Source organism: Duganella sp. CF402 (assembly GCF_900109645.1).
Lineage (GTDB): Bacteria > Pseudomonadota > Gammaproteobacteria > Burkholderiales > Burkholderiaceae_D > Rugamonas.
This window is the reverse complement of record NZ_FOBG01000004.1, coordinates 36,055-49,089: the sequence shown is the minus strand read 5'-3', so window position 1 is coordinate 49,089 and position 13,035 is coordinate 36,055. Positions and strand designations below refer to the sequence as shown.

Below are 13,035 nucleotides of genomic sequence, written 5' to 3'. Positions count from 1 at the left end.
TCCAGTCCTAAAGCAATTAGCGGGCCAAGTGTTTCAGAATCCCGACAACGCTTCGGCCAGATTCACTTTTTTATCCTGCTCGGCCAGCCGCAAACGCATCTCGATTTCCAGCAGGTGGTGCTCGATCAAATGGGTGGCTTCCTTCACTTTTCCCTTCTCGATCAAGGTGGCCAGATCCTGGTGTTCATCGTTCTCGCACATGGTGCTGCCCGGCGCTTCGTACAGGGCGATGATGAGTGAGCAGCGCGATACCAGTTCCTCCATGAAGCGCTGCAGCACGTGGTTGCCGGCCAGTTCCGCCAGCAGCAGGTGGAACTCGCCGCCCAATCGTATCCAGCCGGCGCGGTCGCCGCTGCGGCGCGCCGCGTCTTCCGCCGCAAGTGCGGCACGGATTTGCTTGATCGATTCCGGCGTGGCGTGCTGGATCACCAGCGGCACGATTTCGCGCTCGATGGCGCGCCGCGCGGCGAAGATCTCGCGCGCTTCCTGCGGCGTGGGCGAGGCGATCACCGCGCCGCGATTGGGCCGCAGTTCGATAATGTGATCGTGCGCCAGCCGTTGCAGCGCCTTGCGCACGGTGGTGCGACTGACCTGATACAGCTCGCAGAAATCGGCTTCGCCCAGGTGGGTTCCGGGGGGGAGGCGATGGCTCATGACGGCGTTGACCACCGCCTTGTAGATGCGCATGTCGACGGCGGTGGTACCGCGTTTGACTGCTTGATCGGCTTTGCGCTTGTCGGGCATTGCGGGATTCTCCTTGTGAGTAACACCTCCTTGTTAAGCAGGAAGCGTGCTAACTCGTGTACAAACCGCATGCCCGAATTGTGTACGAAATTACTTTGTTTTTGGGATTTCCGCACGCTTTTAGGGCGCAGCGAGCCAAAACGGCGCGTTTTCCGGTGCGTAGATGTGGCATGCTACTTGCGTCTGAAGACCTATCCGATTTTGTATACGATGAAGGGACGACGCCGATGACTGAACCGCGCTTGCAGATGCTCGGCATCTCCAAGATCTATCCCTCGGTGGTGGCCAACGCCGACGTGAACCTGACTGTGATGCCGGGCGAGATCCACGCAGTGCTGGGCGAGAACGGCGCCGGCAAGAGTACGCTGATGAAGATCATCTACGGCGTGGTCAAGCCGGACCAGGGGCAGATCATGTGGGAAGGCCGCCAGGTCCATATCCACTCGCCGCATGATGCGCGCAAGCTGGGCATCGGCATGGTGTTCCAGCACTTCGCCCTGTTTGAAACGCTGACGGTGGCCGAGAACATCGCGCTGGCGCTGGACGACAAGGTGACGCCGGCCACGCTGGCGCCGCGCATCCGCGCCGTCTCCGAACAATATGGTCTTCCATTGGATCCGGCGCGTCTGGTGCACAGCATGTCGGTGGGCGAGCGCCAGCGCGTCGAGATTGTGCGCTGCCTGCTGCAATCGCCCAAGCTGCTGATCATGGACGAGCCGACCTCGGTGCTGACGCCGGACGCGGTGCTCAAGCTGTTCGAGTCGCTGCGCCGGCTGGCGGCGGAAGGCGTCAGCATCCTGTACATCAGCCACAAGCTCGACGAGATACAAGCGCTGTGCGACAAGGCCACGGTGCTGCGCGGCGGGCGCGTGTCCGGCACCGCGTTGCCGAAGCAGGAGAGCGCCAAGTCGCTGGCGGAGTTGATGATCGGCCGCGAACTGCCGGTGTGCGTGCACCAGCCGCGCGAGCCGGGCGAGGTGCTGCTGTCGCTCGACAAGCTGAATGTGCAAAGCGACGATCCGTTTGGCACGCACTTGAAGGATATCTGCCTGTCGCTGCGCAGCGGCGAGATTGTCGGCATCGCCGGCATTTCCGGCAACGGCCAGCAGGAGCTGTTAAAGGTGATCTCGGGCGAGCGCACGCTGGGCCTGCGCGAAGGCACGCTGCGCTTGTGCGGGCAGGAGGTGGGTGTGCTCGATGCGGCGCAGCGCCGCCAGCTTGGCCTCGGTTTCGTGCCGGAAGAGCGGCTTGGGCGCGGTGCGGTGCCGGATCTGTCGCTGGCCGATAACGCGCTGTTGACCGGCTACCTGCCGGCAGCCAATACTGGCATGGTGCGCAAGGGCTTGATCCAGCGCGGCGCGGTGCGCGCCTTTGCGCAGAAGGTGATCGAGCGCTTCAAGGTCAAATGTGGAGGCGAGCAGTCGGCGGCGGCCTCGCTCTCGGGCGGCAATCTGCAAAAGTACATCGTCGGCCGCGAGATCATGCTGGCGCCGAAGGTGATGGTGTTCGCCCAGCCTACGTGGGGCGTGGACATCGGCGCGGCGATGCTGATCCGCCAGGCCATCATCGACATGCGCGACCAGGGCGTGGCGGTGCTGGTGCTGTCCGAGGAGCTCGATGAATTGTTCATGATGAGCGATCGTATCGCCGTGCTGGCAGACGGCCGCCTGTCGCAGGCGGTGCCGGCGCATGCCACCAGTATCAACCAGATCGGCGTGTGGATGAGCGGCGATTTCACTTATTCCACCCAACCGCACGGAGCGACAGAATATGTCCCGGCTTGAACGACGTCCCGAACCCTCGCGCCGCATGATGCTGGCCTCGCCCGTGATCGCGGCGCTGGCGATGCTGCTGACCGGCTCCATGCTGTTCTTCTTCATTGGCCAGGAACCGCTGCATGCGTTCTACATCTACTTCGTCAAGCCGTGGACCACGGCGTACGGCGTGGGTGAGCTGCTGCTCAAGGCCACGCCGCTGATCCTGTGCGGCGTGGGCTTGGCGATCGGCTTCCGCGCCAACGTCAACAACATCGGCGCCGACGGTCAGCTGACGGTGGGCGCGATTGCGGCCGGGGCGGTGGCGCTGTATTTCGACGAGGTGCAAGCGTGGTGGGTGCTGCCTTTGATGTTGCTGGCCGGTGCGCTTGGCGGCATGCTGTGGGCGGCGATACCGGCGGTGCTGCGCACGCGCTTCAACACCAGCGAAATCCTGGTCAGCCTGATGCTGGTGTACGTGGCGTATCACCTGCTCAGCTACCTGGTGCACGGGCCGATGCGCGATCCGGCCGGCTTCAACTTCCCGCAATCGAAAATGTTCAGCGAGTCGGCCACCTTGCCGCTGCTGGTGGAAGGCTTGCGCGTGAACGCGGCCTTCATCCTGTCGCTGCTGACGGCCGGCGCGGCGTGGTTTTTCTGCAAGCACACCTTTGCCGGCTACCGCATGCAGGTCAGCGGCATGGCGCCGGCTGCCGCGCTGTACGCCGGCTTCAGCGAGCCGCGCAATGTGTGGCTGGCCTTCATGGTGAGCGGTGCGCTGTCCGGTATCGCCGGTGTGGGTGAGGTGGCGGGGCCGCTGGGGCAGTTGCAGCCGTCGGTGTCGCCGGGCTATGGCTTTGCCGCCATCATCGTGGCGTATGTGGGACGCCTGCATCCGCTGGGCGTGGTGCTGTCGGCGATCCTGATGTCGCTGCTTTACATTGGCGGCGAGACCGCGCAGATCGAACTGCAGGCGCCGTCCGCCATCACCGGCATCTTCCAGGGACTGCTGCTGTTTTACCTGCTGGCCGCCGACCTGTTCATCCACTATCGCATCAAACCGCACAAGCGCGAGGTATATGCATGATGACTTCTGATTTGTTGATCGCCTTCCTCGCCAGCACCGCCGGCGCGGCCACGCCGCTGGTGGTGGCGTCGATGGGCGAGCTGGTGACCGAGCGCTCCGGCGTGCTCAATCTTGGGCTGGAAGGGATGATGCTGGTGGGGGCGGTGGTCGGCTTCGGCGTCACGCTCACCAGCGGCAGCATGACCATCGGCCTGCTGGCGGCAATGGCGGCGGGCATGCTGATGGCGATGGTGTTCGGCTTCCTGGTGCTGACGCTGCAGACCAATCAGGTGGCCACCGGTCTGGCGCTGACCTTGTTCGGCATTGGCGTCTCGGCCTTCATTGGCCGCAGCTACGTGGGGCAGACGGTGGAGCGCATGCCGATCCTGTGGGGCTTCGACGGCATGGAGTACTTCTCGATTGTGCTGGTGCTGCTGGTGGGCTGGATGCTGGCGCACACGCGCCTTGGCCTGATCATCCGCGCGGTTGGTGAGTCGCCGCATAGCGCGCACGCCATCGGCTTCCCGGTGATCGGCCTGCGCTACGGCACGGTGTTGTTCGGCGGCGCGATGGCGGGCCTGGGTGGCGCTTACCTGTCGCTGGCGCTGACGCCGATGTGGGTCGAAGGCATGACGGCGGGACGCGGCTGGATCGCGCTGGCGCAAGTGGTGTTCGCGACGTGGAAGCCGCGCGGCGTTTTGGTCGGCGCGTATTTGTTCGGCGGCGTGACGGTGCTGCAGTTCCACGGGCAGGGCATGGGGCTGGCGATACCGTCGGAGTTTTTGTCGATGCTGCCCTACATCGCGACCATCGTGGTGCTGGTGCTGATCTGCCGGAATCCGCAGACAATCTTGTTGAATAAACCAATGTCGCTGGGGCAGAACTTCAAGCCAGACTAGATGCCTGTTGTATTTGTTTGAAAAATTTGCAGCATTGCGACAATTGGAGATTTTCTAGTACTGTAAATACTTCTATTCTAGTGCCACAGGCCGTACGTGCCTGTGGCGCCCCCCAGACCCCGGTTCGCCCCCTACAGCAAGCACAGTAAAGGAGCGGTCATGCGAGTCAATTCCCCAGTTACGCAAAATGAATACGTCATGGAGGATGGGCGCACCATCGTCTCCAGCACCGATTTGCAAGGCAATATCAACTATGCCAATCCTTACTTCATTGAAGTAAGCGGCTTTACGGAAGAGGAGTTGATCGGCGCACCGCAAAATATCGTGCGCCATCCCGACATGCCGGTGGAAGCCTTTGCTGACCTGTGGAGCACTATCAAGAGCGGCACGCCGTGGACCGGCCTGGTGAAAAACCGCTGCAAGAACGGCGATTTCTACTGGGTGCTGGCCAACGTCACGCCGGTGATCGAGAACGGCAAGCCGGTCGGCTACCTGTCGGTGCGCACCAAGCCCTCGCGCGAGCAGGTACGCGCGGTCGATGCGGTGTATCGTGAATTCAAGGCTGGCAATCCGCGCCAACTGCGGATCGTGAATGGCCGCGCGGTATCGACCGGCATTGCGGCGCGCCTTCGCGGGATGATGCGCTTGACGCTGCCGACCCAGATTGCGATTGCCACGTCGGTGCTGGCGGGCGTGCTGGCGATTCTGGCTCTGACCTTGCTGTTCGCCGATAGCGCCACGGTGGCCGACGCGCACGGCTGGCTGGCCGGCGCCTCCATCGTGGCACTGGCAGGCATGCTGCTGTTTGGCCGCAATCTGTACGTGAACGTGGCGCTGCCGCTGAGGCAAGCCACCAAGGCCGCGCGCATGATGGCCGGCGGCGACCTGACATCGTCGATTGAAATCGATCGCGACGATGAAGTGGGCCAGTTGCTGGCGGCGCTGCGCCAGACCAATATCAACCTGCACAGCATCATCGGCGATGTGCGCGCCAACTTCGATGAGATTTCGGTGGCCACCGATGAAATCGCGGACGGCAATATGGATTTGTCGGGCCGCACCGAATCGCAGGCCTCCAGCCTGCAGCAGACCGCGTCCAGCATGGAGCAATTGACGGCCACGGTGCAGCAGAGCGCTTCCAACGTGGCCAGCGCCAACCAGCTGGCCGAGCGCGCGCGCGAAGTGGCGACGCAAGGCGGCAGCATCGTCTCGCAGGTGGTGACGACGATGGGCGATATCAGCGCATCGTCCAACAAGATCCTCGACATCATTGGCCTGATCGACGGCATCGCCTTCCAGACCAATATCCTGGCGCTCAACGCGGCGGTGGAAGCGGCGCGCGCCGGTGAGCAGGGACGCGGCTTCGCCGTGGTGGCCAGCGAAGTGCGCGGACTGGCGCAGCGCTCGGCCACGGCGGCCAAGGAAATCAAGGAGCTGATCGACACCTCGATCCAAAAGGTGCAAGCCGGTACCACGCTGACTAATAATGCCGGCCAGACCATGAGCGAGGTGATTGAATCGGTGTCCCGCGTATCGAGGGTGATGGGCGAGATATCCAACTCCACGCGCGAGCAGAGCGACGGCATCGGCCAGGTGAACCAGGCGGTGATCAAGATGGACGATATCACGCAGCAGAACGCGGCGCTGGTGGAGCAGGCGGCAGCGGCCGCCGGCAATCTGGCGCAGCAGACGCGCTGCGTGTCGCAGGCGATGGCGGTGTTTAAGCTGCAGCATGGCGGCGCGCTGACGAAGCGCCCGGCGCCGCCGGCGGCCGGCAAGCCGCGCCTGCAGCTGCACGGCTGACCGCCGATACCATGTACCATGTCGCTTTCGACAAGCGATGTGGCACATGAAGATTACGCTGGCAGGGCAGGGATGGAGTTTTGACGCCGAGGCGCCGGACACGGTGCTGCAAGCGGCCGAGCGGGCCGGCGTGATCCTGCCCAGCTCCTGCCGCAACGGCACTTGCCGCACCTGCATCTGTCAGTCCACCAGCGGCACGGTGCGCTACAAGATCGACTGGCCGGGCCTCAGCCCCGATGAAAAGCGTGAGGGCTACATCCTGCCTTGCGTGGCCATCGCCACTTCCGACCTGGTGATCGAGGCCCCCGCTGCGCGCTTGCGGTAGGCGCCGGGACCGACGCCGTACCGGCGCTTGAAGGCGCGGTTGAAGGCGGCCTCGGACTGGTAGCCGACCGCTTCGCCGACCTCGCCGGCGGCGCGGCCTTCATCCAGCAGACGCGCCGCTTGCGCCATGCGCAGCTGGGTCAGCACGTCGGCCGGCGTGGCGTTGGCCGCCTGCTTGAACAGGCGCGCAAAGGTGGCGCGCGACATGTGGCAGGCTTCCGCCAGATCTTCCAGCGTCCACGGCTTTTCCGGCTGCGCCAGCATGCCGTTGAGAGCCGCTTGCAGGCGACGCTCGGCCAGCACGCCGAACAAGCCCGGCGCCACCTGCGCCTGCTCCAGCCAGGTGCGCATCAGCAGCGCGAACAAGGCCGAGGCCAGCTGACGGACGATGGCTTGCGCGCCGCCGCGCGGCGTTTCCGCTTCTTCCTGCAGCATGCGCATCAGGTGGCGCAGGCTTTGTGCGTCCGGCCGGCCTGCGGTGCGCACCACCAGCATGGGCGGCAGCGCGGCCAGCAGGCCGGCGTCGCCATCGCTATCGAAATGGAATTCGCCGCACAGGATATCGGTCTGCGGGCCGTCGCCGTCGTTGCGCTCGAAGCGCAGCAGGCCCGGCTCGCCGTGCAGCGGTGTGGCCTTGGCCGGATCGCCGATGTGCAGCCGGTGGGCGTCGCCGTGCGGGAAGACGATGATGTCGCCGGCTTGCAGCGCCAGGTCGCCGCACCGCGCTTCGCCGCGCACGATCAGGTGGTAGGGGGCGACGCCGCGCGGCGTGCCGTCATGGTCCAGTACCCACGGCGCGCCAAAGCGGCAACGCACGTCGAGCGCGGTGCGCACGGGGTAGAGGGAGAGCAGGTGGCTGAGGGAATCCATAACATGCAGATGAGACGATAGAGCAAATTATAGAGCATTCTGAGCATTCATCATCGCAGACTGCGGGCCTAAACTGTGTTCCATACCAACTCACCCTGAAAGGAAACAGATCATGTCCCGCTTGTTCACCCAACCCGTTTCGGAAGCCACTGGCCACGCCGCCCAACTGTTCACCGCCATCAAAGGCGCGATCGGCATGGTGCCGAATGCCTACCTCGGCATCGGCAACAACAGCCCGGTGGCGCTGGAAGCCGCCCTTAACCTGGACGGCGCGCTGCGTAAAAGCAGCCTGAGCGCAAAAGAAGTCGAAGTGATTAAACTGGCCGTCAGCCAGGAAGCCGGTTGCGACTACTGCCTCGCCGCGCACACGCTGATGGGCGGTAAAGCCGGCCTCAGCAAGGACACCATCAAGGGCGTGCGCCACAACCAGCCGGCCGGCGATGCACGCATCGATGCGCTGGCGAGCTTTGTCCACGCACTGGTCAGCACCAGCGGCGATGTGCCGGCCGAGGTGGTGCTGGCGGTGAAACAAGCGGGCTACAGCGACGCGCAAATCGTCGACACCCTGCTGGCGGTGGCGTCGATCACCTTCACCAACCTGTTCAACCGGGTGAACGTGACCAAGCTGGACTTCCCGGCAGCCGACTAATCGCGCTTGCGCAGGCGCTGCAGCAGCGCCTCGGTGGTGTCGCTCAACGGCACCCCGTGGCGCCGCAGCAGCTGGATGTTGAGCACCATGTTCTCCAGCACCAGCTTGGCCGCCACAGCCAGCAGCGTCAGGTGCTTGTCTTCGTCGCTGAAGGTCTCCATCGCGTCGGCCATTTCGCACAGATGGTTGGAGATCAGTCCGCGCAACTCGTGTTCGTCGAACGGCAGGTCGGCAAAATCGATCGGATCTTCCTTCTCTACTTCCTGCATCAGCAGTTCCAACTCTTGCGGCGTAATCGACATGCAGCGCTCCGGTGATTGCGACGATTTCATTTTAGCCCTAATCGGCATAGAATCGTCCAGATGGCAAAACTGATATTTACCCAACAGCTGGGCCGCTTCATGACCGTGCCGCAGGTGGACACCACTGCGGCCGATCTGCGCAGCGCGCTCGACACCTGTTTTGCCGATCATCCACGGCTGCGCGGCTACGTGCTCGACGAGCAGGGCGGCCTGCGCGAGAACGTGGTGATCTTCATCGACGGCCAGCGTGCGCGCGACCCCAAGCGGCTGGACGACGCGCTGACCCCTTCATCCCAAGTCCATATTCTGCAAGCACTGTCAGGAGGCTGATATGTCCGATCGCGCCTACATCGCGACCCGCAAAGGATTGTTCGAAGTCTATCGCACGCATGAGGCGTGGCTGCTGGACCAGCAGCACTTCCTCGGCGATCCGGTGTCGATGGTGTTGCCGGACCGGCGCGACGGCACGCTGTACGCGGCGCTCAACCTCGGCCACTTCGGCGCCAAGCTGCATCGGCGCGATCCGGGCAGCAGCGACTGGACCGAGGTGGCGGCGCCGGCCTTCCCGGCCAAGCCGGCCGACAGCGCCGATCCGGTGGAATGGACCGTCAAGCAAATCTGGTCGCTGGCGACGGGCGGACCGGACGAGCCGGGCGTGCTGTGGGCCGGCACCCTGCCGGGCGGCCTGTTCCGCTCGGCGGATCGCGGCGACAGCTGGCAGCTGGTGGAGAGGCTGTGGAACGTGCCCGAGCGTGCGCAGTGGATGGGCGGCGGCTACGATGTGCCGGGCATCCACAGCATCTGCGTCGATCCGCGCGACAGCCAGTCGGTGCTGGTCGGCATCTCCTGTGGCGGCGCCTGGCTGACCGAAGATGGCGGCGCCAGCTGGGCCCTGCGCGCCAAGGGCATGAAGGCCAACTACATGCCGCCCGAGCTGGTGGACACCCAGCAGATACAGGATCCGCACCGCATCGTGCGCTGCGCGGGCCAGCCGGACAAGCTGTGGTGCCAGCATCACAACGGCATCTGGCGCAGCGTCGACAATGGCGCCAACTGGACCGAGGTCAAGCCGGCGGCGCCGGTATCCAACTTCGGCTTCGTCACGGCGGTGCACCCGCAGGATGGCGAGACGGCGTGGTTCGTGCCGGCCGAGGCCGACAGCAAGCGGATTCCGCCGCAAGCCTCGCTGGCGGTCACCCGCACCACCGACGGCGGCCAGCACTTCACCGCCTGGCGCGGCGGCCTGCCGCACCAGCACTGTTACGACCTGGTGTATCGCCACGGGCTGGCGGTTAGCGACTGCGGCCAGATCCTGCTGATGGGCTCGACCACCGGCGGGGCCTGGCTGTCGGAAGACGGCGGCGGCCAATGGCAAACCATTTCAACAACCTTGCCGCCGATATACGCCGTGGCGTTCGCTTAATTTATAGAAAGCCCGCTACCCAAAGGACGGCGATAAGAGCGATCGTGATCTTGACGCTGAGGGGCACCTTGAATTTCCGCTTCGGTGTTTTCATCGCTGCGAGGTATTTTTCAACCACGACGGACTTGATTGGGGAGGGCCAGGTAAAAGATCTGTCGTCGAAAGACAGTGGTGGCCATTGCTCGAACGGATGTGCGTCCGCATCGAACTCCAACTCGCTTTCCGAATAGAGCTCCCGAATTGTCTTGGCCAGCCCTTCATTGCCAGTGATGGTTTCATCATCGACATCAACATAGAAGTGCCCACCCGATTCCTTTGCCATGATCGCCAGGGTGAGTGCTTGCGCGTAATAGGCGGCGCGCGATCTGCCGGAAGCCGTTCGGGTGCTGACGATGGCAGTGCATTTCCTTGCGATTTTAGGTGGCCATCCGTCTTCGCGAGTTGCGTTCTTCTCCCTCATCGATACTTCGTATTCGAAGGCCACCAGCAACGGCGTGTCAGGGCTGACGCGCTTTAATTGCGCGGGGGTTTGATCAAGCCGGACGTAAAGGCAGCTACCCGATGGCGTCTCCAGCAGATTTGTTTCTGGCTGAAACTGCACCTGAAAATCCAGCGCGCGAAAGCATTGGATAACCCTGGCTTGTAAGTCCTCAATATTTGTGCCGAGGAAGGCGTGGACACAGATGCTCATTTAGTTGCCTATTGGAATTGGATAGTGCATTTTGCCACACGCCGCGCGACTACGGCGTCGCCACGATAGTTGCCCTAGGGACCTGGGGGCGGTTCCGGAAGTACTCCGTTTTTCGTGTTGGTGCACCGACCTTGTCGTACGCAACATCGGCTGGGCATCGGACGGCTTCCGCCCCGTTGCGGACCTTCGCGGAATTGAGAGGCGTGCCATATTGATTCATCGGGTGCCGTAGTGGATATTAATCTCGTCACGAAGTGTAATTTCGCCACGATCTTTTGCTTTAGTGACTGTGTCTAATAAGTCTACGGTTTCACCGCGACAACTTTTAACCGTAATGCCAGGTGTTCTTTCATCGCTAATTCTGAAAATTGGGAATCGTACCTGCGGATCTTCGGCGTCATACCATTCTTTGATAAAAGTAGACGTCTCTCTACAATAGTCAAATCGTGCATACCCGTGCTCTGCCATTAGCAGAATTCTCCCTCGCCGGTCAAAGATTATGACTGCGGTACCCGGCCAACCACTGTTTGACAACCCAACAAATGCCCCACCATCTGGCGATGAAAAAAAGGCATCAAATGCGACGTCATTCAACTGAAGCAGTAGTTTTCCCTTCTCATAGACCCTTAGCTTAAACTCAGGATCCATCGGATCTTTTATGGAATTGAACGACTGCTTGATTTGAATATCGCCGAAAGAAAACGTCTTTTCTTGCTTCCACCGCCTCGGGGATGGCATGTCCGCAGATACGTACGTTGAAAACACTATGCAGTAGACAAAAAACGCAAAACGAAGCATCAAGTTTTACCTTCCTGAAACCACTCGAATCGGATATGAGCCACAAAACCATTGAGACTGCTTTTGGCCGCACGCAGACTTAATGTAGCACGCCCCACGATTCGCATACACCACCGAACGGTGTCGCGAGATCGGAGAGAGCCTGTTGTACGGATATGACCAGGTCGTAATTCAACACCGCGTTTATGACCACCAAAATATAGCCGCTGTCGCCAGAAGCCGAAGCGTAAAACTGTATTCGGGAGTATTGCAATTCAATTGCACTTACAAGTTCGTCGGCTGGCGGCCAACTATCTAGGTCTACATTGAAATCAATGTCCACCGGGTTATTAAAATCAAACCCACTAGCATCCATTCTGCGGAGCACATCGCCGTCCGCATCATCCGGCCAAACTGATTTTAAATTTGAATCCATAGCTTTAAAAACTGAAGGTCTGTTGTTGGCCGCTACCTGCCTCGTTAGCGTAACTCCGGGACTAACTGCATTAGCCAAGTGCGCATTTGAGCAGCTGAACCTGGCCAATAGTCACATCCTAATTCGTGCACCGCACGGCACAACGCCTCATCGGAAGCCAAGTTCGATAACAGCCCTTCTATCCCCGTAGCCACTTGAGCCGAATCACTTGGATCCGATTCGCTTAAAAAGCGGCTAATGACATCCTGCCAGGTTGGGTCGTCCAGTTGCCAGTCTTGATGGAAATATCCACCAAAAAACTGGTGAAGCGCTTCATCGGGAATATTCATATCGTAATTTAGTGTCATCGACGAAGTAGTCTTGCTGGCGACGGCCGCTTCTGGCCGGTTTCGGTCATGTCACGCTGGACGAGATTCAAGCAAAGATTTAAAGAACCATAATGCGCTATTAATGTCGTCTTGGGTATCGCCATCCCAATCAGGTGTTTCCGCAAGTTCGTTCTTCAGCTTCTGAATTCTTCTTTCAATGTCTTGAAATTCTTCCTGCCCACACCCGGCCGCGATTGCCTGCCATTGGGCTTGCGGAATTGGTTCCCACGGCTTCAAACCTAGCTTAGCTTGTTCTAAAATCTTTTGTAAATTGCTCATTGAATATCTTCCGTTGAACGTCGGCTCCTGGCCGAAAATGGACTACGCGAAAAGGCGAGCAACATCATGTGCCATACCGTCTAGCTGTCCTGCCTCAAACATGATATTTACCCGCAGCTCAGAATCATAATCTTGACCTGCCAAAACCACTTTCATTTTAATGTGCCCGGTCTTATCGGCAGTAGCACTAAACTGTACACGACTCTCCAGGTCTCCCCATTTTTTCTCATCTTTCCAGCCCTCCCAGTCGCTGGCCATACTTTGAAACCACGTTTCAAGTGGAACAGCCATGAATGTCGATGAGGGAGCAGATCCGGAGAAGTTACGAGTCTTTATCTGAACAGTAAATTCCACGCTGTCAGGGAATCGATCAGTAACCTCGAGTATCAGCAATGCCCCATCATGGGGTGACTTGAGCTCTAGGTGATCCATCAAATTTTCTAAAAATTTTGAATGTTAGACGCGCTTCCGAGCGGCCGGTTCTGGCCGAACTCGGCCTATGAGTAGCAGGATAGCATCTTGCTCATCTGAAAAATGCGCGAAAATTCACCAGCTTTGGTGGTGGCAAATTCTTAGATCTGGTTAGTCGCCACAATATTTGCTTGCATGGTTCGTCTTGACCGGTAGATCGACTAATCGCAGGAGTACCA

General features: G+C 60.8%; 17 protein-coding genes. 8 read left to right on the top strand and 9 right to left on the bottom strand.

The genetic code is table 11. From position 1 onward, the window contains the following. Nucleotides 1-33: 33 nt before the first annotated feature. On the bottom strand, nucleotides 34-744 hold the full coding sequence (locus tag BMZ70_RS24560) for a GntR family transcriptional regulator (RefSeq protein WP_092280483.1): 711 nt from the start codon (nucleotides 742-744) through the stop codon (nucleotides 34-36). Between the two features lie 227 nt (nucleotides 745-971). Between BMZ70_RS24560 and BMZ70_RS24555 the strand changes: the two genes are divergently transcribed. The 5 genes from BMZ70_RS24555 to BMZ70_RS24535 all read left to right on the top strand — a co-directional run bounded on the left by BMZ70_RS24555 (nucleotide 972) and on the right by BMZ70_RS24535 (nucleotide 6,591). Next, nucleotides 972-2,528, top strand: coding sequence for an ABC transporter ATP-binding protein (locus BMZ70_RS24555; RefSeq protein WP_092280481.1), 1,557 nt, complete (start codon nucleotides 972-974; stop codon nucleotides 2,526-2,528). Then, nucleotides 2,515-3,585 (top strand): ABC transporter permease, encoded by a 1,071-nt coding sequence (locus BMZ70_RS24550; protein WP_165403578.1) that lies wholly within the window; start codon nucleotides 2,515-2,517, stop codon nucleotides 3,583-3,585. The genes BMZ70_RS24555 and BMZ70_RS24550 overlap by 14 nt, the downstream gene beginning before the upstream one ends. Next, nucleotides 3,582-4,463: an ABC transporter permease gene (locus tag BMZ70_RS24545; RefSeq protein WP_092280477.1), complete on the top strand. Its 882-nt coding sequence runs from the start codon at nucleotides 3,582-3,584 to the stop codon at nucleotides 4,461-4,463. Before BMZ70_RS24550 ends, BMZ70_RS24545 begins: the two co-directional genes overlap by 4 nt. A gap of 159 nt (nucleotides 4,464-4,622) precedes the next feature. Beyond that, a complete protein-coding gene (locus BMZ70_RS24540) occupies nucleotides 4,623-6,266 on the top strand; it encodes a methyl-accepting chemotaxis protein (protein ID WP_092280475.1) in 1,644 nt (547 codons plus the stop codon). A gap of 46 nt (nucleotides 6,267-6,312) precedes the next feature. Next, a complete protein-coding gene (locus BMZ70_RS24535; RefSeq protein ID WP_092281141.1) occupies nucleotides 6,313-6,591 on the top strand; it encodes a 2Fe-2S iron-sulfur cluster-binding protein in 279 nt (92 codons plus the stop codon). Here BMZ70_RS24535 and BMZ70_RS24530 read toward each other — a convergent pair. Beyond that, a complete protein-coding gene (locus BMZ70_RS24530) occupies nucleotides 6,519-7,460 on the bottom strand; it encodes an AraC family transcriptional regulator (RefSeq protein ID WP_092280473.1) in 942 nt (313 codons plus the stop codon). The genes BMZ70_RS24535 and BMZ70_RS24530 overlap by 73 nt on opposite strands. 112 nt (nucleotides 7,461-7,572) lie before the next feature. On the opposite strand from BMZ70_RS24530, the gene BMZ70_RS24525 reads away from it, so the two are divergent. Continuing rightward, nucleotides 7,573-8,109, top strand: coding sequence for a carboxymuconolactone decarboxylase family protein (locus tag BMZ70_RS24525; protein WP_092280471.1), 537 nt, complete (start codon nucleotides 7,573-7,575; stop codon nucleotides 8,107-8,109). Here the strand turns inward: BMZ70_RS24525 and BMZ70_RS24520 are convergent. Continuing rightward, complete coding sequence (locus BMZ70_RS24520) at nucleotides 8,106-8,411, bottom strand: hypothetical protein (RefSeq protein ID WP_092280469.1); 306 nt, start codon at nucleotides 8,409-8,411, stop codon at nucleotides 8,106-8,108. The two genes, BMZ70_RS24525 and BMZ70_RS24520, sit on opposite strands and share 4 nt — an antisense overlap. Nucleotides 8,412-8,471: 60 nt before the next feature. On the opposite strand from BMZ70_RS24520, the gene BMZ70_RS24515 reads away from it, so the two are divergent. Further along, on the top strand, nucleotides 8,472-8,741 hold the full coding sequence (locus BMZ70_RS24515) for a MoaD/ThiS family protein (protein WP_092280467.1): 270 nt from the start codon (nucleotides 8,472-8,474) through the stop codon (nucleotides 8,739-8,741). A gap of 1 nt (nucleotide 8,742) precedes the next feature. Then, nucleotides 8,743-9,834, top strand: a complete 1,092-nt coding sequence (locus BMZ70_RS24510; protein ID WP_092280465.1) for a WD40/YVTN/BNR-like repeat-containing protein — start codon at nucleotides 8,743-8,745, stop codon at nucleotides 9,832-9,834. Nucleotide 9,835: 1 nt separating this feature from the next. Here BMZ70_RS24510 and BMZ70_RS24505 read toward each other — a convergent pair whose 3' ends face one another. From BMZ70_RS24505 to BMZ70_RS24490, 6 genes are all read right to left on the bottom strand, one after another. Then, complete coding sequence (locus tag BMZ70_RS24505) at nucleotides 9,836-10,525, bottom strand: hypothetical protein (RefSeq protein WP_092280463.1); 690 nt, start codon at nucleotides 10,523-10,525, stop codon at nucleotides 9,836-9,838. 216 nt (nucleotides 10,526-10,741) lie between these two features. Next, nucleotides 10,742-11,326: a hypothetical protein gene (locus BMZ70_RS28170; protein WP_130301024.1), complete on the bottom strand. Its 585-nt coding sequence runs from the start codon at nucleotides 11,324-11,326 to the stop codon at nucleotides 10,742-10,744. Between the two features lie 76 nt (nucleotides 11,327-11,402). Next, nucleotides 11,403-11,738, bottom strand: a complete 336-nt coding sequence (locus BMZ70_RS24500) for a ribonuclease E inhibitor RraB (RefSeq protein WP_092280461.1) — start codon at nucleotides 11,736-11,738, stop codon at nucleotides 11,403-11,405. 44 nt (nucleotides 11,739-11,782) lie between these two features. Then, the gene (locus BMZ70_RS28165; RefSeq protein WP_130301026.1) at nucleotides 11,783-12,067 is read right to left on the bottom strand and encodes a contact-dependent growth inhibition system immunity protein; all 285 of its coding nucleotides are present in this window, start codon (nucleotides 12,065-12,067) and stop codon (nucleotides 11,783-11,785) included. Between the two features lie 69 nt (nucleotides 12,068-12,136). Then, nucleotides 12,137-12,385, bottom strand: a complete 249-nt coding sequence (locus BMZ70_RS24495) for a hypothetical protein (RefSeq protein ID WP_092280459.1) — start codon at nucleotides 12,383-12,385, stop codon at nucleotides 12,137-12,139. Nucleotides 12,386-12,427: 42 nt separating this feature from the next. Next, complete coding sequence (locus tag BMZ70_RS24490) at nucleotides 12,428-12,817, bottom strand: DUF6228 family protein (protein WP_092280457.1); 390 nt, start codon at nucleotides 12,815-12,817, stop codon at nucleotides 12,428-12,430. Between the last annotated feature and the right edge of the window lie 218 nt (nucleotides 12,818-13,035).